This window comes from Pseudomonas sp. MT92, assembly GCF_058792515.1.
In genome coordinates this window covers 300,426-320,839 of record NZ_JBXAFA010000003.1, presented here as the reverse complement: position 1 = coordinate 320,839, position 20,414 = coordinate 300,426, and the positions used below count along the sequence as shown (strand labels likewise).

General features: G+C 62.0%; 21 protein-coding genes. 10 read left to right on the top strand and 11 right to left on the bottom strand.

The features are described from left to right. Entirely contained in the window at nucleotides 1–1,611 is a 1,611-nt protein-coding gene (locus AC1Q6D_RS07320; protein ID WP_103405629.1) for an ABC transporter ATP-binding protein, read from the top strand. Nucleotides 1,612–1,632: 21 nt separating this feature from the next. Continuing rightward, the gene (gene fabI / locus AC1Q6D_RS07315; RefSeq protein ID WP_020799278.1) at nucleotides 1,633–2,427 is read left to right on the top strand and encodes an enoyl-ACP reductase FabI; all 795 of its coding nucleotides are present in this window, start codon (nucleotides 1,633–1,635) and stop codon (nucleotides 2,425–2,427) included. Between the two features lie 105 nt (nucleotides 2,428–2,532). Here fabI and AC1Q6D_RS07310 read toward each other — a convergent pair whose 3' ends face one another. Next, a complete protein-coding gene (locus AC1Q6D_RS07310; protein ID WP_103405628.1) occupies nucleotides 2,533–3,465 on the bottom strand; it encodes a LysR family transcriptional regulator in 933 nt (310 codons plus the stop codon). 112 nt (nucleotides 3,466–3,577) lie between these two features. On the opposite strand from AC1Q6D_RS07310, the gene AC1Q6D_RS07305 reads away from it, so the two are divergent. Further along, on the top strand, nucleotides 3,578–4,003 hold the full coding sequence (locus AC1Q6D_RS07305; protein ID WP_103405627.1) for a VOC family protein: 426 nt from the start codon (nucleotides 3,578–3,580) through the stop codon (nucleotides 4,001–4,003). Nucleotides 4,004–4,136: 133 nt separating this feature from the next. Here AC1Q6D_RS07305 and AC1Q6D_RS07300 read toward each other — a convergent pair whose 3' ends face one another. The 6 genes from AC1Q6D_RS07300 to AC1Q6D_RS07275 all read right to left on the bottom strand — a co-directional run bounded on the left by AC1Q6D_RS07300 (nucleotide 4,137) and on the right by AC1Q6D_RS07275 (nucleotide 9,653). Beyond that, nucleotides 4,137–4,718: a GGDEF domain-containing protein gene (locus AC1Q6D_RS07300; RefSeq protein WP_103405626.1), complete on the bottom strand. Its 582-nt coding sequence runs from the start codon at nucleotides 4,716–4,718 to the stop codon at nucleotides 4,137–4,139. Nucleotides 4,719–4,792: 74 nt separating this feature from the next. After that, nucleotides 4,793–5,371: a hypothetical protein gene (locus tag AC1Q6D_RS07295; RefSeq protein ID WP_103405625.1), complete on the bottom strand. Its 579-nt coding sequence runs from the start codon at nucleotides 5,369–5,371 to the stop codon at nucleotides 4,793–4,795. 1 nt (nucleotide 5,372) lies between these two features. Then, entirely contained in the window at nucleotides 5,373–7,541 is a 2,169-nt protein-coding gene (locus AC1Q6D_RS07290; RefSeq protein ID WP_103405624.1) for a xanthine dehydrogenase family protein molybdopterin-binding subunit, read from the bottom strand. Nucleotides 7,542–7,548: 7 nt separating this feature from the next. Continuing rightward, nucleotides 7,549–8,004, bottom strand: coding sequence for a (2Fe-2S)-binding protein (locus AC1Q6D_RS07285; RefSeq protein WP_103405623.1), 456 nt, complete (start codon nucleotides 8,002–8,004; stop codon nucleotides 7,549–7,551). Between the two features lie 246 nt (nucleotides 8,005–8,250). After that, the gene (locus AC1Q6D_RS07280; RefSeq protein ID WP_103405622.1) at nucleotides 8,251–9,405 is read right to left on the bottom strand and encodes an NnrS family protein; all 1,155 of its coding nucleotides are present in this window, start codon (nucleotides 9,403–9,405) and stop codon (nucleotides 8,251–8,253) included. Continuing rightward, nucleotides 9,405–9,653, bottom strand: a complete 249-nt coding sequence (locus AC1Q6D_RS07275) for a transmembrane sensor/regulator PpyR (RefSeq protein WP_103405621.1) — start codon at nucleotides 9,651–9,653, stop codon at nucleotides 9,405–9,407. The genes AC1Q6D_RS07280 and AC1Q6D_RS07275 overlap by 1 nt, the downstream gene beginning before the upstream one ends. A gap of 264 nt (nucleotides 9,654–9,917) precedes the next feature. On the opposite strand from AC1Q6D_RS07275, the gene AC1Q6D_RS07270 reads away from it, so the two are divergent. Together AC1Q6D_RS07270 and AC1Q6D_RS07265 are read left to right on the top strand one after the other, a co-directional pair. After that, on the top strand, nucleotides 9,918–10,421 hold the full coding sequence (locus tag AC1Q6D_RS07270; RefSeq protein WP_103405620.1) for a VOC family protein: 504 nt from the start codon (nucleotides 9,918–9,920) through the stop codon (nucleotides 10,419–10,421). 33 nt (nucleotides 10,422–10,454) lie between these two features. Continuing rightward, on the top strand, nucleotides 10,455–11,288 hold the full coding sequence (locus AC1Q6D_RS07265; RefSeq protein ID WP_103405619.1) for an AraC family transcriptional regulator: 834 nt from the start codon (nucleotides 10,455–10,457) through the stop codon (nucleotides 11,286–11,288). Between the two features lie 41 nt (nucleotides 11,289–11,329). Here the strand turns inward: AC1Q6D_RS07265 and AC1Q6D_RS07260 are convergent, their stop codons facing one another. Continuing rightward, the gene (locus AC1Q6D_RS07260; protein WP_103405618.1) at nucleotides 11,330–11,917 is read right to left on the bottom strand and encodes a LysE family translocator; all 588 of its coding nucleotides are present in this window, start codon (nucleotides 11,915–11,917) and stop codon (nucleotides 11,330–11,332) included. A 76-nt stretch (nucleotides 11,918–11,993) separates the two neighbouring features. Continuing rightward, complete coding sequence (locus tag AC1Q6D_RS07255; protein ID WP_103405617.1) at nucleotides 11,994–13,325, bottom strand: aminotransferase-like domain-containing protein; 1,332 nt, start codon at nucleotides 13,323–13,325, stop codon at nucleotides 11,994–11,996. 89 nt (nucleotides 13,326–13,414) lie between these two features. On the opposite strand from AC1Q6D_RS07255, the gene AC1Q6D_RS07250 reads away from it, so the two are divergent. From AC1Q6D_RS07250 to AC1Q6D_RS07230, 5 genes are all read left to right on the top strand, one after another. Then, nucleotides 13,415–14,311, top strand: coding sequence for a DMT family transporter (locus AC1Q6D_RS07250; protein ID WP_103405616.1), 897 nt, complete (start codon nucleotides 13,415–13,417; stop codon nucleotides 14,309–14,311). A 90-nt stretch (nucleotides 14,312–14,401) separates the two neighbouring features. Then, entirely contained in the window at nucleotides 14,402–15,022 is a 621-nt protein-coding gene (locus AC1Q6D_RS07245; protein WP_103405615.1) for a LysE family translocator, read from the top strand. 98 nt (nucleotides 15,023–15,120) lie between these two features. Next, nucleotides 15,121–16,161, top strand: coding sequence for a DMT family transporter (locus AC1Q6D_RS07240; protein ID WP_103405614.1), 1,041 nt, complete (start codon nucleotides 15,121–15,123; stop codon nucleotides 16,159–16,161). A 101-nt stretch (nucleotides 16,162–16,262) separates the two neighbouring features. Further along, nucleotides 16,263–17,345 carry a bifunctional transcriptional activator/DNA repair enzyme AdaA gene (locus AC1Q6D_RS07235; protein WP_103405613.1) on the top strand — a complete coding sequence of 361 codons (1,083 nt, stop codon included), beginning with the start codon at nucleotides 16,263–16,265 and terminating at the stop codon, nucleotides 17,343–17,345. Between the two features lie 106 nt (nucleotides 17,346–17,451). Next, on the top strand, nucleotides 17,452–18,081 hold the full coding sequence (locus AC1Q6D_RS07230; RefSeq protein WP_219738991.1) for a DNA-3-methyladenine glycosylase family protein: 630 nt from the start codon (nucleotides 17,452–17,454) through the stop codon (nucleotides 18,079–18,081). A gap of 84 nt (nucleotides 18,082–18,165) precedes the next feature. Here the strand turns inward: AC1Q6D_RS07230 and AC1Q6D_RS07225 are convergent, their stop codons facing one another. Together AC1Q6D_RS07225 and aguA are read right to left on the bottom strand one after the other, a co-directional pair. Then, nucleotides 18,166–19,263 (bottom strand): extracellular solute-binding protein, encoded by a 1,098-nt coding sequence (locus AC1Q6D_RS07225; protein ID WP_103405612.1) that lies wholly within the window; start codon nucleotides 19,261–19,263, stop codon nucleotides 18,166–18,168. 2 nt (nucleotides 19,264–19,265) lie between these two features. Beyond that, nucleotides 19,266–20,390, bottom strand: coding sequence for an agmatine deiminase (aguA, locus tag AC1Q6D_RS07220; RefSeq protein WP_103405611.1), 1,125 nt, complete (start codon nucleotides 20,388–20,390; stop codon nucleotides 19,266–19,268). Nucleotides 20,391–20,414: the final 24 nt, after the last annotated feature.

Sequence of the window (20,414 nt, the reverse complement as noted above, 5' to 3'; positions counted from 1 at the left end):
ATGAATCAGGACAATCTGATCGAAGTGCGCGACCTCGCCGTCGAGTTTGTCGTCGGCGACCACTGCCAGCGTGTGGTCGAAGGGGTCAGTTTCGACATCAAGCGCGGTGAAACCCTGGCCCTGGTGGGCGAAAGCGGCTCCGGCAAATCGGTGACCGCCCACTCGATCCTGCGCCTTCTGCCCTACCCGCTCGCCCGGCATCCGTCGGGCACCATTGCCTATTCCGGGCAAGATCTGCTGAGCCTGAAAGAGAAAACCATCCGCCACATCCGCGGCAACCGGATCGCGATGATCTTTCAGGAGCCGATGACCTCGCTCAACCCGCTGCACTCGATCGAGAAGCAGATCAACGAGGTATTGGGCATCCACAAGGGGCTGGTGGGAAAAGTCGCGACCAGGCGCACCCTGGAGTTGCTGGAAATGGTCGGCATCCCCGAGCCGCACAAGCGCCTCAAGGCCCTGCCCCATGAGTTGTCCGGCGGTCAGCGCCAGCGAGTGATGATCGCCATGGCCCTGGCCAACGAGCCGGAACTGCTGATTGCCGACGAGCCGACCACCGCGCTGGACGTGACCGTTCAGCTGAAAATCCTCGAATTGCTCAAGGAACTACAGACCCGCCTGGGCATGGCATTGCTGCTGATCAGCCACGATTTGAACCTGGTCAAAAGAATTGCGCATCGCGTATGTGTCATGCAGCGCGGTTGCATCGTCGAACAGGCATCGTGCGAAGAATTGTTCCGCGCGCCGCAGCATCCGTACACCCGGATCCTGCTGGCAGCGGAGCCCAGCGGTACGCCGGCGACCAATGTGGTTGGCCCGCCATTGCTGACGGTCAAGGACTTGAAAGTCTGGTTCCCGATCAAGAAAGGTTTGCTGAAAAAGACGGTGGATTACGTCAAGGCAGTGGACGGCATCAATTTCAGCCTGCCTCAGGGTCAGACCCTGGGGATCGTGGGAGAGAGCGGTTCCGGCAAGTCGACGTTGGGTCTGGCGATCCTGCGGTTGATCGGCAGCAAAGGCACCATCCGTTTTGAAGGCAAGCAGCTAGACTGCCTGACGCAACAACAGGTGCGGCCGTTGCGCAGGGAAATGCAGGTGGTGTTCCAGGACCCTTTCGGCAGCCTGAGCCCGCGGATGTGCGTGAGCCAGATCGTCGGCGAAGGCCTGCGCATCCACAAGATGGGCACCGAGGCGGAACAGGAACAAGCGATCATTGCGGCACTCAAGGAGGTAGGACTGGACCCGGAAACCCGGCACCGCTACCCCCACGAATTTTCCGGTGGGCAACGGCAGAGAATCGCCATTGCCCGGGCATTAGTGCTAAAACCGGCGTTGATTCTGCTGGACGAGCCGACTTCGGCCCTCGACCGCACCGTGCAACGCCAAGTGGTGGAGCTTTTGCGTTCACTGCAAAGCAAGTACAACCTGACGTATCTGTTTATCAGCCATGACCTGGCTGTCGTCAAAGCGCTGAGCCACCAGCTGATGGTGGTCAAGCATGGCCAAGTGGTCGAACAGGGAGACGCGCAAAGCATTTTTGCCGCCCCCCAACATCCGTATACACAGCAGTTGCTCGAAGCCGCTTTCCTGGCTCCAGCCACTGCGCAATAACCTGAAAGAGAGGAGCAACACATGGGTTTTCTCGCCGGTAAGCGCGTACTGATCGTCGGTGTCGCCAGCAAGCTGTCCATCGCATCCGGCATCGCTGCCGCCATGCATCGCGAGGGCGCTGAGCTTGCCTTCACTTATCAGAACGACAAACTGAAAGGTCGTGTCGAAGAGTTCGCACAAGGCTGGGGTTCGAGCCCTGAGCTGTGCTTCCCGTGCGACGTGGCCAGCGATGCGGAAATCGCCAAGGTCTTCGAAGAACTGAGCAAGAAGTGGGACGGCCTGGACTGCATCGTGCACTCCGTCGGCTTCGCCCCGGGCGACCAACTGGACGGCGACTTCACCGAAGCCACCACCCGTGAAGGTTTCCGCATCGCTCACGACATCAGCGCCTACAGCTTCGTGGCCCTGGCCAAGGCTGGTCGTGAAATGATGAAAGGCCGCAACGGCAGCCTGCTGACCCTGTCATACCTGGGCGCCGAGCGCACCATGCCTAACTACAACGTCATGGGCATGGCCAAGGCTTCCCTGGAAGCCGGCGTACGTTACCTGGCCGGTTCCCTGGGCCCGGACGGCACCCGCGTCAACTGCGTATCGGCTGGCCCGATCCGTACCCTCGCCGCTTCCGGCATCAAGAACTTCCGCAAGATGCTGGCCGCCAACGAAGCGCAAACCCCGCTGCGTCGCAACGTCACCATCGAAGAAGTCGGCAACGCCGGCGCCTTCCTGTGCTCGGACCTGGCGTCCGGCATCAGCGGTGAAATCATGTACGTGGACGGTGGCTTCAACACCACCGCCATGGGCAACCTCGAAGAGTGATCTTCGGTTAGCCGATAAAAAACCCGCCGCTTCAGGCGGGTTTTTTTTACCTGCGATGTCGGGACGGCACGCCCTTTGTAGGAGCGAGCCTGCTCGCGATGGTCGTTAACGATGATGCCTTTTGTCAGGATGAAACGGGGTGGTCTGAAGTCCATCGCGAGCAGGCTCGCTCCTACAGGGGTTGTGCATGAGGCAGTCTGCAAACAACCGCTGAATTGGCTGGGTCCGCTGGCTATAGCGCTGCAACAGCACAATCTCCCGAGAAAACGTCAACTCGCCCAGACGAATCACCCTGACCTTCGCCCCATGCTCAAGCCACAAACCGGCTTCGGGCAGCAACGAAACCCCCAACCCGCATTCGACCATCTTGACGATGGCTTCCAGTTCATCCAGCTCCAGCGCCACTTGCACATCAATTTGCTGTTCACGCAGAAACCGGGTCACCAGGCGCCCACCAAACGAGTTGCGGTCGTAACGTACATGGGGATGATCGGCGAGCAGTTGCAGTGGCTCGTCGCCTTCGAGCTCCGCCGGGACGATCAATACAAACGGCTCGCGGCGAATCACTTGCGCCGACAGTTCCTTGGGCAGGTCGAACGGTGGCTTGATCAGGATCGCCAGATCGACTTCGCCGGTGTCCACCTGGCTCAACAGATTGAGCGATACCCCCGGCACCAGTTTTGGCTCCAGCAATGGCGCCTGCTGACGCAAACGCAGCAAGGCCTGGGGCAGCAATCCGGTCTGGGCCGTGGCCACCGCACCGATTTTCAGCTCGCCACGGTATTCGCTGACATCGTCGCTGACTGCCATGCGGCTGAAGGTGTCCAGGATCTCGCGGGCCATGGGCAACGCACGCTGCCCCGCCGCATTGAGCAATGCCTGACGTCCAGTGCGATCGAACAAGCGAATCCCGAGGGCCTGTTCCAGGTTGCGCATCTGCGCACTGACGGCCGACTGCGTCAGGCCAATGTGCATGCCCGCCGCCGCAAACGTGCCGTAACGCGTCACCGCGATAAAGGTTTTCAGTTCCCGCAGCATAGGGCCCCCGATTGATCGAAATAATTTGAGCTCGGCGCAAAAACTATCGTCTTTTAATCGAAAAGCACAGGACTACACTCAGCCTGAATTCAGAAGATTGAGGCCCACCCCGATGCAGCTCTCCCCTTTTCACCTCGCCATTCCCGTCTATGACCTGCCGGCCGCGCGACACTTCTATGGCAGCGTGTTCGGTCTGGAAGAAGGTCGGTCCAGCGAGCATTGGGTCGATTTCAACTTTTTCGGTCACCAACTGGTGATTCACCTGGCACCGAAAAACGCGACCCAGGAAGCCGCCCACACCAACGCCGTGGACGGCCATGACGTGCCGGTGCCGCATTTTGGCGTGGTCCTGGGAATGACGGAGTGGGAGGCGCTGGCCGAACGGCTGAAGACGCTGGAGACGCGCTTCGTGATCGAACCGGGGATTCGTTTCCAGGGGCTGGTGGGTGAGCAGGCGACGATGTTTCTGTTTGATCCCTGCGGCAATGCGCTGGAATTCAAGGCATTCAAGGATATCGGGCAGTTGTTTGCCAAATAAGCGGTGACAGCGAGGACGCCTTCGCGGGCAAGCCCGCTCCCACAGTGATTTCTGTCGTTCACACGAACGGTGTACACCAACACCCTGTGGGAGCGGGCTTGCCCGCGAAGGGGCCAGTCCAGCCAATGCACTTTTAGCGGCCCAACACCGCTTCCACCTCAACCAAAAGCTCTTCAATCGAGCCATGCAGCACCGTGTCGTACTCGATCTGCCCAATGCTGAAGCGAATGTCATAACCGCGATGCACCGTGGCATTGCGCTCATCGAGCATTTCTTCGAGTCGCGCCGTGATCGCCTTGATGTCCACCGCGCTGGACCCCGTCAGCAAAGCAACGAAGGTGGCACCGTCCAGTCGACCGATCACGTCGCTTTCCCTGAAGCCTATGCGCAGCACATCGGCAAAGGTTTTCAGGGCATCGTCGCCCTCGGCGCGACCGAACAGGTAGTTGATGCGCTTGAAGTCGTCGAGGTTAAAAAACAGCAGGGTCGCCGGCCGGCCCAATTGCTGGCAAACGTTCAGCCCCAGTTGGGCCAATGCGATGAACCCGTGCCGATTGGACAGCAGCGTCAACTCATCCATGCTCGCCATTTGCACGCCGATCAGTTCCTGCTCGGCCTGGCGCGCCAGGTCGCGAAGCAGTTCGCGCTCCTGCAGTGGCGTGCGCAAAGGGTCTGCGCAGACGCTCGTTTGATGAGACTTGCCTGGGATCAGCATAAGTTGCTCCAGTGGCGACGATACACTTTAGAGTCGCCCAGAACCGGTTTGACTCCCGGTTGACGCACCGTTGGTCAGCTCCCCAGCGGACAGGGCCCTCCCGCGTCCGCCCAAATCTTGAATTGATCGACGAAAATAGCGTGGGGAACCGGCACCGGCTCGCGATTGCCTCCGGGATTCCAGCCCCACAGCACCAGTTTGTCCTCGCTGATATGCTTGATCAGCGCCGCGAAATCACGATCGCCGTTGCTGGAACGGTCCTTGATCATGGCGCACAACTTGTCGGGCGGCAGGCCAATCCAGGCCATTTTGTGCGCGGCCGGTGGCAGGCTCCAATGGGGCGCCCCCGGCGGTGCCTTGGGGTCGTAACCGGGCGGTGGATTGGCCTCGGCGTGGCAGGTCGCGCAGGGCAGTCCCGCGGCACCCTTGCCATCCAGGCCACGCACCACATTCATTCCATGGGGCTTTCCCGACTCGAACTGCAACGGTGAATCGCCGGGAATGTGGCAGTTCTGGCAACGCGGGCTCTGGAAAACCTTCTGCACGGTTTCGAAGGCCTTCAAGGCTTCACGGTCATCGGCGAACAGCTCGGTGGCATAGATAAAAAGGCAAATCAGCAATAACGAGCCCAGCAACCAGTGATGGCGTTTCATCTCACACCCCCGACAACTGCAGCGGCAATTCGCGCAGGCGCTGGCCAGTCAAGGCAAACACCGCGTTGGCCACGGCCGGTGCCGTGGGCGGCACCCCCGCCTCGCCGATACCACCGGGCTTATCGCTGCTGGGCACGATATGCACCTCCACCACCGGCATCTCGTTGAGCCGCAGCACCTGATAGTCGTGGTAATTGGACTGCACCACTTGCCCGTCCTTGAAGGTCAGTTTGCTGTGCAAGGTAAAGCCGAGACCGAAGGTGATGCACGACTCCATCTGCGCCGCAATGCTCTGCGGGTTGACCGCAATCCCGCAGTCCACCGCGCACACCACCCGATGCACGCGGATCGCCAGGTTGTCCTGGGACACTTCGGCAACCTGCGCCACGTAACTGCCAAACGACTCGTGCACCGCCACGCCCAGGGCATGGCCCTGGGGCAACGGCGCCTTCCAGTTGGCTTTCTCCACCGCCAGGTTCAACACACCGAGGTGTCGCGGATGATCCTTGAGCAAGGTTCGGCGGTACTCCACCGGGTCCTTGCCCGCCGCCGTCGCCAGCTCGTCGATCAACGATTCCATGACAAACGCCGTGTGACTGTGCCCCACCGAACGCAACCACAGCACCTTGATGCCGGTTTGCGGTGAATGCAGCTCAACTTGATGGTTGGCCAGCCCTTCGAGGTAGGGACTGTCCACCACGCCTTCGACCGAGGTCTTGTCGATGCCGTTCTTGACCATCGCCGCTTCGAGGGAGGTGCCGGCCATGATCGACTGCCCGACCATCACATGCTTCCACGCCAGCGGCAGCCCGTCGGCACCCAGGCCAATCCGCGCCTGATGCAGGAACGCCGAGCGGTAATAGCCGCCACGAATGTCATCTTCCCGTGCCCACACAGTTTTCACTGGCGCGCCCGCTGCCTTGGCCACCTGCACCGCTTCAGCGACGAAGTCCGAGGTCGGGTTGGCGCGCCGACCAAAACCGCCGCCCAGGAATTCGGTATGGATTTCCACTTGCTCTGGTTTGAGCCCGGTGATTTTCCCGGCGATCATCTGATCGAGGGTCTGGAACTGGGTGCCGGTCCAGATCTCGCACTTGTCCTGGGTGATCTTCACCGTGCAGTTCAGTGGTTCCATGGGCGCATGGGCCAGGTACGGCACGCTGTACTCGACATCAAGGGTCTTGCTCGCCTTGGCCAGCGCCGCCTGAGTGTCGCCCGCCTGACTGGCCGGTATGCCGGGCGTGGCGGCGAGTTTGCGGAAGCTCTCCAACAGTTTTTGACTGTCGAGGCCTGTATTCGGCCCCAAGTCCCACTCCACCGTCAGCGCGTCACGCCCCAACTTGGCCGCCCAATAATGCTCGGCAATCACCGCCACACCGGTCGGCACCTGCAGCACTTTGTGCACCCCCGGAATCGCCAACGCGCCGGCACCTTCGAAGGATTTGACGCTGCCGCCAAACACCGGCGACCGGGCGACCATCGCGGTCATCAAGCCGTCGAATTGCACGTCGATGCCGAACTTCGCGCGCCCGGTGATTTTTTCCGGGGTGTCCAGGCGTTTGGTGGGCTTGCCGATGAATGTCCAGTCCTTGGCGTCCTTGAGCTTGATCGACGCCGGTTCCGGCACCGGCAGCTTGCCCGCATCGTCGGCCAGTTCGCCGTAGCTGGCGCGCTGGTCACCGGCAATGACCACCCCCGATTCCGTACGGATCTGCGACGGCGCCACGTTGAAACGCTTGGCCGCGGCCTCGATCAACATCAAGCGTGCCGCCGCACCGGCCTGGCGGTAGCGGTCGAACTCCATCCAGGTCGAAGTCGAGCCGCCGGTGATCTGCATGCCACCAAACCCGGCCAGCCCATAATCCTTGGCCGAGGCCGGGGAATGTTCGACGCGGATTTTCGACCAGTCGGCATCCAGCTCTTCGGCGATCAGCATGGTCAGGCCGGTCCAGATGCCCTGGCCCATTTCCGAATGGCCAAGCAACACGGTGACGCTGTTGTCATTGCCAATGCGCAGGAACGCATTCGGCGCGAACACCTTGCCCTGGTTGTCCGCGCCTTGGGCAAACCGATGGGCGCCAGGGATGACAAACGCCACCACCAGTCCACCACCTACCGCTGCGGCCCCCTTGAGAAAACCACGACGCGATAACGCAATCAGGCTGTCCATGGCCACCTCAACCCAGCTCGGCGGCGCGTTTCACCGCAGCGCGAATGCGTGGATAGGTGCCGCAGCGACAGATGTTGCCGGACAGCGCCTGATCGATGTCGCTGTCAGTCGGCTTGGGGATCTTCGCCAGCAGCGCCGCCGCCGACATGATCTGCCCGGACTGACAGTAACCGCACTGCACCACATCGAGTTCGGCCCAGGCTTGTTGCACCGGGTGCGAACCGTCGGTGGACAGGCCTTCGATGGTGAGAATTTTCTGCCCATTGGCCACGGCCGTGGCGGGCGTGATGCACGAGCGCAGCGGCGCGCCGTCGATGTGCACCGTGCAGGCGCCGCACTGGGCCATGCCACAACCGAATTTGGTCCCGGTCAGGTGCGCAACGTCGCGCAGGACCCAGAGCAGCGGCATGTCCGCGGGGACATCCAGTTCCTGGTCCTTGCCATTGATGTTCAGGGTCAGCATTGCGAAGGTCCTCAGACTCAAAGTGTTCTGAAGAGCGCGCGTCTTGGGAAAGGTGATGGGTTGCAGGAGTAAAGCGAATTTTCGCGCGCCTTGGGTTATCCCTTACAGCTAAGCGCAATTTGGCCCGCAGGCCGAACCCTATCGACAGTCGGTCAATTAAACCGTCTCAATCGACTGATCCCAGTGAGTTCAAGGACTGTTGCGGGAGCGAGCCGGCTCGCCCCCACAGTTTTAGCGACATCGGCGCTAGACCCGAGGCTTGAGCAACACCCCGGTATAACGCAGCAGGAACAATCCGAATGCCGAACACCACAGCAACGCCGCCAGTCCCAGTCCCAACCCGGAAAACGGCACCAGCAGCACCCGCGACAAACCGGCCAGCAGCATCAGGAAAAAACCCGCCACTATCGCGTTGGAAGGCAACAACGGCCGCCCGGTATGGCCGAGGCCGACCCGGGCAATCATCGCCAGAATCAGCCCGCCGATGGCGCCAACCGCCAGCGCATGGGTGGCCAGGCTCTGTTGCGGCATCAAGCCGGCGTGCCACAACGCCATCGCCACGACCGCCACAAGCAGCCACCCATAGGACAGGTACAGCGACCACAGCAGAGGCACCCGCCACATTCCACGGTCATGCCAGCGCCACAGCCGCAGCAGATGCAACGCCCCGATCAGCACAAACAACAACGACAACCAGGGCCTTGGCGCGTCGTTCAAGCCGAAGGCAAAGCTCACGGCGACCAGCATCCCACTGACCAGCAGCACCCTGGTCGGCAACGGACTGGCCGCAGGCGCTGGCGGACGACTCAATCCGCGCTGAATGAAAAACGGGATCACTCTCCCACCGATCACACTCATCAAGGCCGCCACCAGCCAAAGGGCCGCCAACACACCGCGCCGTTGCAGGCCATCGTCATGGGTCGCGAGCCCCCACAGCGTCATCACCTGGCACCCGGCCAACAAGGTGATCATCAGCAAAATCGGGTAATTGTCGCGTTTGCCTGCCGCCAGCAGATCCCGCCCCAGCACCCACGCCAGCAGCGGCAGAAAAGGCAGTTGAAGCACCAGCAACAACGCAGGAGGAATCGGCATCAGCCACGCCAGCCGGGCCAGCAGCCAGACCAGCACCAGCCCGATCAGCGGCCAGCCATTGAGTCCCCGCCGACCTGTCCAGTTCGGCACCGCTGTCAGCAAAAAGCCGGCAATGATCGCCACGGCAAACCCGAACGGCATCTCGTGTCGATGCCAGGCAAGCATGCCGCCCACCGGTTCAACGCCGGGCCATCGGCCGTAAAGCCACAGCGCCCAGATGGCCACCGCCAGCGCGGCAAATGCAGCGCCGGCGAGAAAGAACGGGCGAAAACCGAGACTGAAGACGGGTGCAGCGCCGAAGGTGCGCATCAGGCCAGCACCCCGGCCATGGGTATGCTCAACTGATGCTGAGCCAGCAAGCGCATGACGTAGCCGACTTTCAACAGGGTGGGTCCGACGATGGTCATGGCATGCATCGCTACCAGCGCGACGATCGGCAAATGACCGGCATAGAGATAAGCGCCATAGATCCCGGCAAGCAGCAGGGCCAGGCCGGTGCCGAGCACGCGGCTGGAAAGATGCAGAACATTCTGAGGATGGCTGAAGAAGTCGAACATTTCCGTACTCCTGAAGGCGTTCAGTGGTACGTGTGTCGTATCAAGTCCCGTGCCAGATATTTAACCCCTATAAATCAGCCACCTGCGATGCCTTGAGTCTTTTCGACTACCACAAGGAATAGTCCGTATGACTCGATCAGGAGTCAAACAGACTACACCCGACAAAACAGCAGCAAGCACTTGTCGATCTACGGCACGCCCGGCCGACATCAGGCTGGCTACGCTGATAGTCCAGTCTGCAAAAACCTGCCAGGGAGACCCGCCATGCTACACGTACAAAAAATCACCCCCTGCCTGTGGTTCGACGGCCGGGCCGAAGAGGCCGCCAGGTTCTACTGTGCGATCTTCGATCACGCAAAAATCACCGCCATCACCCATTACGGCAAGGCCGGCCAGGAATTCCACGGCCGGGAAGTCGGGTCGGTCATGACCGTCAGCTTCGAGCTCGACGGCCAGACGTTTACCGGCCTTAACGGTGGTCCGAACTTCACGTTCAACGAAGCGATCTCGTTTCAGGTCAATTGCCAGACCCAGGAAGAAGTCGACCACTTCTGGGGACGCCTGTCCGCGGGCGGGCCGGTCGAGGCGCAGCAATGCGGCTGGCTCAAGGACAAGTTCGGCGTGTCCTGGCAAATCGTGCCGGTGGCGATGATGGAGATGATCAAAGACCCCGACACGGCCAAATCCCAGCGCGCCATGCAGGCGATGATGCACATGAAAAAACTCGATATTGCCGAGCTGCAACGAGCCTTTGACGGCGAGAGCTAATACACTCCGACGCTGAACTGCCAAGGATTGACCATGAAGCTCTCCACGCCCAAGGCCACCGACAAGGCCCCGCGCTTCTGGCGCGATGACACCCTGCCCTTCATCGAAGCCCGCGCCATCGCCGACGGGCGCGAGGTCTGTTACACCCGGCATGCCCACGAACACTTCTCCATCGGCGCAATCACCGCCGGGCGCAGTACTTACGTCCACGAACAATCGCAGTTCGAGGTCAGCACCGGCACCGTGGTGTTGATGAACCCCGACGATGTCCACGCCTGCAACCCGATCGACGACCAGCCCTGGTCGTACCTGATGCTGTACGTCGATACCGCGTGGCTCACCGACCTGCAGCACCAGCTCGGGTTCAGCGACGACCTGGCGTTCCGCCGGTTTGCAGTCACCCACACGTCCGACGCCAGCCTGTTCGATGGGCTGAAGACCTTGTATGAAGTGTTGGTCGATCCGCAGCAGGACGTGCTGCGCAAGCAGAGCACGGCCGTGGAGTTTTTCAGCGACGTGCAACTGCGCCTCAACCCGACCGATCAACCGCTGCGCGAGCCGAACTTCAAACTCGAACGCGCCGCCGAATTCATCCGCGATCACTGCACGCAGATGCTCAAGCTCGAAGACATCTGCGAAGCGGCACAGCTGTCACCGTCCTACCTGATCCGCGCGTTCAAGCAGCATTACGGCATGACACCCCACGCCTTCCTGGTCAACCGACGCATCCAGTTCGCCCGGGACCAACTGCGCCACGGCAAGCTGATCGCCGACGTCGCACTGGAAGCGGGATTTGCCGACCAGGCGCACTTTCAACGGGCGTTTAAACAGCATCTGGCGGCGACGCCGGGGCAGTATCGGGGGTGAACCCTCGCCACAGATACTCATCAACACAACAGACCTGTCACTCATTCAGCAATCAGATAAACCGCACTCGCCGCCAGCATCAACGCCATCACCCGGTTAAACCAGCGCATGCCCGCCGGGTTGTTGAGGTAGCCGCGCAAGAACGTCCCGGCATAGGCCCAGCAGCCGACGGACAGGTAGCAAATCACCAGGTAAACGGCCGCAAACTGCCAGACCAGCCGCGCCTCGCCATCGGCGACAAACGCGCCCATGCCGGCCACGCAGGCCAGCCAGGCTTTCGGATTGAGCCATTGCATTACGGCGCCGTACAGCATCGATGGCGCACGGGCAGAATCCTTCGCTTCAAGCTGGCCATTGTCGGCCGCGAGTTTGAACGCCATGTACAACAGGAACGCCACGCCCGCCCACTGCACCACCCGGGTCATCGCCGGCCACAGACGCAACACCTCATGCAACCCCAGCCCCATCAACACCAGGAGCAACACGAAGCCCAGGGTCGCCCCGGCCACATGCCGTTGACTGGCACGAAAGCCGAAGCGCGCCCCGGAACTCAACGCCACGATATTCACCGGCCCCGGCGTAATCGAAGCGGCCAACGCAAACGCCGCCATGGACATCATCAAACTCATCGCACACCTGTTCCTGTCAGTTGAACCAGGCCCCAAGGTAAAGAGCCTGCAGGCGTGCGTATTGAAGAAAACTGCCCTAGGCGTAAAAGTCGACCACCCTCTTGACCTTCACCAGCGCCTGACGCAACGAGTCCATGTCCACCGAGCCCAGCGCCAGGCGGATCGCATGGGGCACATGGGTCGAGATCGCAAAGGGGTCGGCGGGCGAGACCGAGACCTGCTCGCGCATCAGCGCCATGGCGATCTGGTCAGCGCGGGCATCGTCGGTCAGTGGCAGCCAGATGAAATACGAAGACGGATGGCTGATGATCCTGAGCCCCGCCAGTTCCTTGCGCGCCAGGGCCTGCCTGGCCTGGGCGTCCGCACGTTTCTGAGCTTCGAGCTTGAGGACGGTGCCGTCATCGAGCCAGCCGCAGGCGATGGCGGTCATCACGCCGGGCGTGTTCCAGGTGGTTGCCATGATCGTGCGCTCGAAGGCCGCGACCCAGGGGACGGGCGCGACTATAAATCCGACGCGCAACCCGGTGGCGATATTCTTCGACAAGCCTGAAACGTAAACCGTCCTTTCCGGCGCCAAGGTCGCCAGGGGTGGCGGAACGTCGTCGGCCAGAAAGGCGTAGGCCGCGTCCTCGATGATCGTCAGATCATGCCGGCGGGCTATCGACACCAACTGCTCCCGCTGTTCGGTCGCCATCACCCAGCCCAAGGGATTGTGCAGCGTCGGCATCGCGTAGACGGCCCGTACCGATCGAGTCCGGCACAGCTTTTCGAGGGCGGGCAGGTCAGGCCCCTGGTCCGTGACGGGAATGGGCAAGAGCTCCAGATGCAGGGTTTCGGCCAGCGTCTTGAAACCGGGGTACGTCAACGCATCCGCAGCGATCACATCGCCGGGCTTGAGCAAGGTCATCAGGGTCACCGCCAGGCCGTGCTGGGCGCCGCTGACGATCATGACCTGTTCGGCCGGCACGTTGAGCCCGCGCTCACTCAGGTGCCGCGCCACCGAGGCCCGTTCATGCAAACGCCCCGCGTGGGGCTGGTAACGCAGCAGCGCTTCGAGGTCCCCGGACACCGCCAACTGCCGCAGGGCGTTGCGCAACAAGTCGGCCTGACCGGGCAACGACGGATAGTTGAAGTTGAGGTCAATCATCCCCGCCGCCACCACGGACTGGGCAATGCCTTGACCGGGCGGCAGCGACGTCTCCCGGACAAAGGTGCCGCGCCCGGTTTCGCCACTGACCAGGCCCATGCTTTCAAGCTCGGCGTACACCCGGCTGGCCGTGACCAGCGCCAAGCCTTGCTCGGAGGCGAGTTGCCGGTGAGTCGGCAAGCGTGTACCGGGCGACAGGCGACCGGCGCGGATGTCGGCGGCAAAGGCGTCTACCAGGGATTTGTAGCGGGAGCGAGGCATGTCGAGATGTATCCATGACAATTTTTTGATTGTACCGATAGTCGGCCATAGGATGGCTTTCATGCAATCAGACTTTGAGCGAGAGCGAAATGGAACGGACTTCGAACCTGCAACACCCGTCACTGCAAAGCAACGCCAGCGGCTGGATCAACGGCCTGATCGGCGTGGTGATCTTCAGCGGCTCGCTGCCTGCGACGCGGGTGGCGGTGCTGGAGTTCGATCCGGTATTCCTGACAGTCGCCCGCGCCACGCTCGCGGCGATCCTGGCACTGTGCCTGTTGCTGCTGTTCAAGGAAAAGCGCCCCGCGCGCCAGCAACTGCTGCCTTTGGCCATCGTGGCCTTGGGTGTGGTGGTCGGCTTTCCGCTGTTGACGGCACTGGCGCTGCAATACGTGACGTCCGCACACTCCATCGTGTTCGTCGGCCTGTTGCCGCTGGCGACTGCGGTGTTCGGGGTCTTGCGCGGTGGCGAGCGGCCCCGGCCAGTGTTCTGGGTGTTCTCGGTACTGGGCAGCCTGCTGGTCGTCGGTTTCGCCGCGTCCCAGGGACTGACCGCGGCACCGCAAGGCGATCTCCTGATGCTGCTGGCAATCCTGGCCTGCGGCCTTGGCTATGCCGAAGGCGCGAAGCTGTCCAGGACGCTCGGTGGCTGGCAGGTGATTTGCTGGGCGCTGGTGTTGGCACTGCCGATCATGGCCGCCGTGACCTGGTGGCGAGTGCCCGTGACCCTCGCCAACATCAGCGCACCGGCCTGGCTCAGCCTGGGGTACGTGTCACTGTTCAGCATGCTGATCGGCTTTGTGTTCTGGTATCGCGGCCTCGCCCAGGGCGGAATCGCCGCCGTCGGCCAACTGCAATTGCTGCAGCCGTTTTTTGGCCTGGCACTGGCGGCGACCTTGCTGCACGAACAGGTCAGCCTTGGGATGCTTGGAGTGACAGTCGCGGTGATCCTCTGCGTGGCCGGGGCGAAAAAGTTCTCCCGCTAGCCACTGATACGGCACTTTAGGTCCATGACTGTACGGGGCGGCCCCTTCAAGGGCTGTGATAAAAATACGCTCTCGCTACTGGAGCCCATCATGGACCTCGCCACCCTCTCCCTCTTTCTCCCGGCCTGCTTCGCCCTGAACATGGCGCCCGGCCCGAACAACCTGCTGTCGGTGAGCAATTCGACCCGCTACGGCTATCGCACCGCGTGCCTGGCCGGCCTAGGGCGCCTGCTGGCATTCGCCGGGATGATCGCTCTGGCCTCGGCCGGTCTGGCGGTGGTGCTGCAAACCTCGGAATTGTTGTTCTACGGGATCAAGATTCTCGGTGCCGCGTACCTGTTCTACCTGGCCTGGCAGTTGTGGCGCGCCGATCCTGGCGTTGCGAACGTGGTGGCCAGCGCGCCCGTGGGCCTGCTTGGGCTGGCCCGGCAAGAGTTTCTGGTGGCGGCGGGCAATCCGAAAGCCATCCTGGTCTTCACCGCGTTCCTGCCGCAGTTCGTTGACTCGACCCGCGCCATCACCCCGCAATTCGCGGTGCTGGGTGCACTGTTCCTGATACTGGAATGGATCGCCATCGCGGCCTACGCCTACATGGGCCTGCACATGCGCCGCTGGTTTGCCAAGCCGTCGGGCAAGCGCCTCTTCAACCGCTGCTGCGCGGGGCTGCTGTCGGCGGCGGCTTCGGTGTTGCTGATGGCGCGTCGGGCCTGAGGCGTTTTTTATTCATGGCCCTCTCCATCAGCATGGATCGGGCACTGCGCTTGTGACTAAATAGATCATCCCGCCATTGATGTGAAAGCCAGGCCCCAATGAACACAAGCATTCTTTACGCCCTTGCCGCCGCTGCGCTGTTTGGTGCAAGTACGCCATTGGCCAAGCTGTTGGGACTGAACCTTTCGCCCATCCTGCTGGCCGGACTGCTGTACATGGGCAGCGGCCTGGGATTGACCCTTGCCCGATTGATCCGCGACCGCGGCTGGCGCCCCAGCGGGCTGACCTCTGCCGAATGGCCCTGGCTGATCGGCGCGATTGCATTTGGCGGGATTCTCGGCCCCGTGGCATTGATGTCTGGCTTGACCTCAACCTCTGGCGCCACAGCCTCCTTGATGCTGAACCTCGAATCAGTACTGACCGCCGTGCTGGCGTGGGTGGTGTTTAAAGAGAACGCCGACCGACGCATCGTCATCGGCATGCTGGCGATCGTCGCAGGGGGCGTGCTGCTGGCCTGGCCACAGGGAGCGGTTCACTCCCAGGGCTGGACCGGGCCGCTGTGTGTCGCCCTGGCCTGCGCCTGTTGGGCTATCGATAACAATCTGACGCGCAAAGTGTCAGCCTCGGACGCGCTGTTCATTGCGGGTGTAAAGGGTTTGTGCGCCGGGTTGGTGAACTGTTCCCTGGCGCTGTCGCTCGGGGCATCGTTGCCACCGATGACGGTACTTGGCCCAACCCTGATCGTCGGCTTCCTCGGTTACGGTATCAGCCTGGTGTTGTTTGTACTGGCCTTGCGCGGGCTGGGCTCCGCACGCACGGGTGCCTATTTTTCCACCGCGCCGTTCCTCGGCGCCGCCATTGCCATCCTGCTGCTGGGCGAATCGGTGACGGCGAGTTTTTGGGTGGCTTCTTTGTTGATGGGGCTGGGGGTCTGGATTCACCTCAAGGAAAGCCATGCCCATGAACATGAGCACCAAGCCCTTCTTCACCGTCATCGACACGTCCACGATGAACACCACCAACACGAACATACATTCGAGTGGGACGGCACCGAACCCCACAGCCATGAACACCAACACACGCCCCTGCGCCACAGCCATGCGCACTTTCCAGACATTCATCATCGTCACAAGCACTAGTCGAGCACCGGCAACTCCTGATGGAGCGGGTCTGGAACGCTCCGCAATTCTCTGTCGATTTTCCGGTGGAGACCGTCTGATTCGCCCTCTATGCTGGCCCCATGAACGTACACAGCACGCTACTTCCGCCCCACGCCGAGATGGTTCGCGCCATGCTCGAACGCGACACCGCCTACGAGGGGGTGTTTTTTACCGCGGTCAAAACCACCGGGATTTTCTGCCGTCCCAGCTGCACGGCACGCAAGCCAAAGCCGGAGAATGTCGAGTTCTTCGCCCATGCCGACGAATGCCTGTCGGCGGGCTATCGTGCCTGCCTGCGCTGTAAACCCCTGGACGCCGCGGCCATCGCCCCGGATTGGGTACAGGCGCTGCTCAAGTCGGTGGAAGCCGATCCCGAGCAGCGCTGGACCGATGCCCGGTTGCTGGCCGCCGGCATCGAGCCGCTGAAACTGCGGCGCTGGTTCAAGCAGCATTTCGGCATGACCTTTCATGCCTGGTTGCGCACGCGCCGCCTGGGCATGGCGCTGGGCGGCATCAAACAGGGCGACTCCATCGACAGCGCGGCGTTCGACTGCGGCTACGAGTCCCTGAGCGGCTTTCGCGATGCCTTCCAGAAATCCTTCCACATCACCCCCGGTCGCGCAGCCAACAGTGAGCCGCTGCTGTTCACGCGCCTGACCACGCCGCTGGGACCGATGATCGCCATGGCCGAGCGCCGTGGGCTGGTGTTGCTGGAGTTCCTCGACCGGCCGGCGTTGACCCGGGAGATTGAAGCCCTGCAGAACCGTTTCGGCTATGCCGTGGCGCCAGGACACAACCACCACCTGCAGCAAATCGAGCAGGAACTGGCGCGGTATTTCGCCGGCGACTTGACCGAGTTCAACGTGGCGCTGCACCTGCCCGGCAGCGAATTTTCCCGCCAGGTCTGGGCCATCCTGGCGACCATCCCTTACGGCCAGACCACCACCTACGGGGCCATCGCCGCCAGGCTGGGCAAACCCGGCGCCAGCCGCGCGGTCGGCCTGGCCAATGGGCACAACCGCCTTTCGATCGTCCTGCCGTGCCACCGGGTGATCGGTGCCGATGGCTCGCTGACGGGCTATGGTGGAGGGCAGCCGCGCAAGGCGTTTCTGCTCAGGCTGGAAAAAGCCGCCGTGCAGATCACCCAACAACTCGCCTTCTGATCGCCCACTGTTTTTCACAAGAAAGGAAACCCGATGGACTGGCGCGACAATCAATGGCACCCACAGACCCACGGCGAAATCCACGCGCCATTAAAGCCCTGCGCAAATGCCTGAGCCCATACCCGACCGCTACCGACCCGCCACGGTGTTCTTGTCGTCAGTCGATGAGGACTGGCGGCGGCACATCGCGGCGGTCGGCCCGTGCCTGCACCAACCCCACGCCGCCCGCGATCCCTATGAGTCGCTGGTACGGGCGATTGCCTATCAGCAACTGCATGCCCGGGCCGGCGATGCGATCATCGGTCGGTTGCTCGCCCTGTTCCCGTCCGGCCTGTTCCCCAGGCCCGAGCAGGTCGTGGCCAGCGACTTCGATCAACTGCGCGGTTGCGGGTTCTCCGCCAGCAAGATCGCCACTATTCAAGGCATCGCCCAGGCGACCCTCGAGGGCGTCGTGCCGGATTACGCCACCGCGCTGGCCATGGACGATGAAGCGTTGATCGAGCGTTTGATCACCCTGCGCGGGGTGGGCCGCTGGACCGTGGAAATGCTACTGATCTATAGCCTGGAACGGCCGGACATTCTGCCGGCCGACGACTTCGGAGTGCGTGAAGGTTATCGGCGGCTCAAGGGCCTGGAAGCACAGCCGACGCGCAAGCAGATGGTTGAAATCGGCTTGGCGTGGAGCCCTTATCGGACGGTGGCTTCCTGGTATTTGTGGCGGGTGTCCAACCGATAGACCGCGTTATCGTTCTTCGCGAGCAGGCTCCGGGCGGCGTTCCGACGATGGCGCCCGCCGATTCAACACATCACCCAACGCCAGTCACAACCCCGATTTCAACCGGCTGAACGCCCGGATCAGCGCCCGGTTGAAGTCCTTGCCGTTGTCATTCTTGCTGTACAACGAAGCGCGAACCTCGGTCGGCGGGTAAGTCCCCGGATCATTGCGAATCGCCGGGTCGATCAAGCTGTCCGCCGCAGTGATCGCGTTGGCGTAGTGAATGGTATCGGTGATCGGCGCCATCACTTCAGGCGTCATCAAATAGTCCATTAGAGCCAGGCCGGCCTGCGGATGGGGCGCATCCTTGGGAATGACCATGGCATCGAACCAGATCAACGTGCCCTCCTTCGGTATCCGGTAACCGAGCTTGTAAGGTTTGCCCGCCGCTTCGGCCTGGCCGGCAGCGATGGCCACGTTGCCGTTCCACGACATCGCCACACAGGTGTTGCCATTGGCCAGGTCGCTGATGTTCAGGTCGTTGTCGAAGTAGCGAATGTAGGGGCGGATCTTCGCCAGTTGCGCCTCGGCGCGTTTCAGGTCATCGAGGTTCTGGCGGTTGATGTCCAGGCCCATGTACTTCATGACCGCCGCGAACACCTCGTTGGGATCATTGAGCAGGCTGACCCCGCAATCGGCGAATTTCGCCACCACCGCCGGGTCGAACAGCATTGCCCAACTGTCCGTCGGCGCGTCGGGCAGGCGCTGTTTGACCGCCTCATCCTGAAAGCCCACGCCCGTGGTGCCCCAGGCGTAGATCCCGGCATAGCGATTGCCCGGATCGAACACCGCCATATGCTGACGAAACTCCTCGCCGACGCCAGCAAAGTGCGGCAGTCGCTGCTTGTCCACGGGCTGGATCGCGCCGCTCTGGATGGCTCGGGACAGATGCTGTCCGGCGGTCAGCACCAGGTCGTAGCCGCTGCGGCCGGTGAGCAGTTTGGTCTCGACGGTTTCCAGAGAGTCAAAGTGATCGGCGACCACATGGATACCGGTTTGTTTCTCGAAATGGGTCAGGGTGTCCGGGGCCAGGTACTCGCCCCAGATATAGAGATTCACCACTGGTTTTGGGGTGTCGGCGGCCTGCACACACAGGGGTGCAAGCACCAGCAGTATTGCTTGAGTCAGTTTGTGCAGGCCCATGGTCACGCTCCCTTTTTGTGGCTGACGGCGCCGGCGTACTGAGGCATGGTGATGCACGCGACGTTGCCGCCACCGAGGAGAATTTCCCGGGAGTTTTCGATACCGACGATTTTGTGCCGAGGGAACACTTCCGCCAGAGTCGCCTGCGCCACCTGGTCGTTGCGATCACCAAACAGCGGCACCACGATCGACGTATTACCGGCGTAGTAGTTGATGTAGGACGCACAGATTTTGGTGCCGGCCTGGCGGGTGTGGGTGCTGTCCTGCTGGTCCAGGCCTTCGGCCTCTTCAGCGGTCCATTCCAGCACATCCGGTTGCGGCAGTTTGTGCACGATCAGCTCGCGGCCACGGCTGTCGCGGGTGCTGCGCAGGATGTCGTAGGCCTCCTGGTAGATTTCCCACTGCGGGTCATCGCGGTTATCGGTCCATTGCAGCACCACTTCTCCGGGGCGCACGAAGCACGCAAGGTCATCGACATGGCCATCGGTTTCGTCGAACTTGCAGCCCCGCGGCAGCCAGATGATTTGCTCGGCGCCCAGGTAATCGGTCAGGCGCCGGGTGACTTCGTCCTTGCCCAGGTGCTGATTGCGATTGCGGTTGAGCAGGCATTGTTCGGTGGTGAGGATGCTGCCCTGGCCATCGCTCTGGATACCGCCCATTTCGGCAATCAACGGTGCGCGATAGCGGTCGAAGCGTTCGATTTCGAGGATCTTGCTCGCGATCTGGTCGTCCTTGTCCCATGGATAGTACAAACCGCCGTCGAGTCCGCCGTAGGCGTTGAATTCAAAGTCGACGCCGCGCACTTCGCCGCTCTGGTCGTTGACCACGAAGCACGGGCCGCTGTCGCGAAACCAGGTGTCGTTGCAGGTCATTTCGACCACCCGCACTTGCGGCGGCAACTGGCGGCGTGCGGTGGCGAACTGGGCAGCGGAGGCACACACGGTAACCGGTTCGCTCTGGGCGATTGCGGTTACAATCTGCACCCAGACTTTCTGCGCAGGCTTGGCGCCATTGCGCCAGACGTCGGTGCGCTCCGGCCAGCCAAGCCAGCAGCCGGACTTGGTTTCGAATTCGCCGGGCAAACGGAAACCGTCGAGTTTGGGAGTGGAATCGAGCAAACGTGCCATGGGCCTACCTCATCAGCGGGGGAT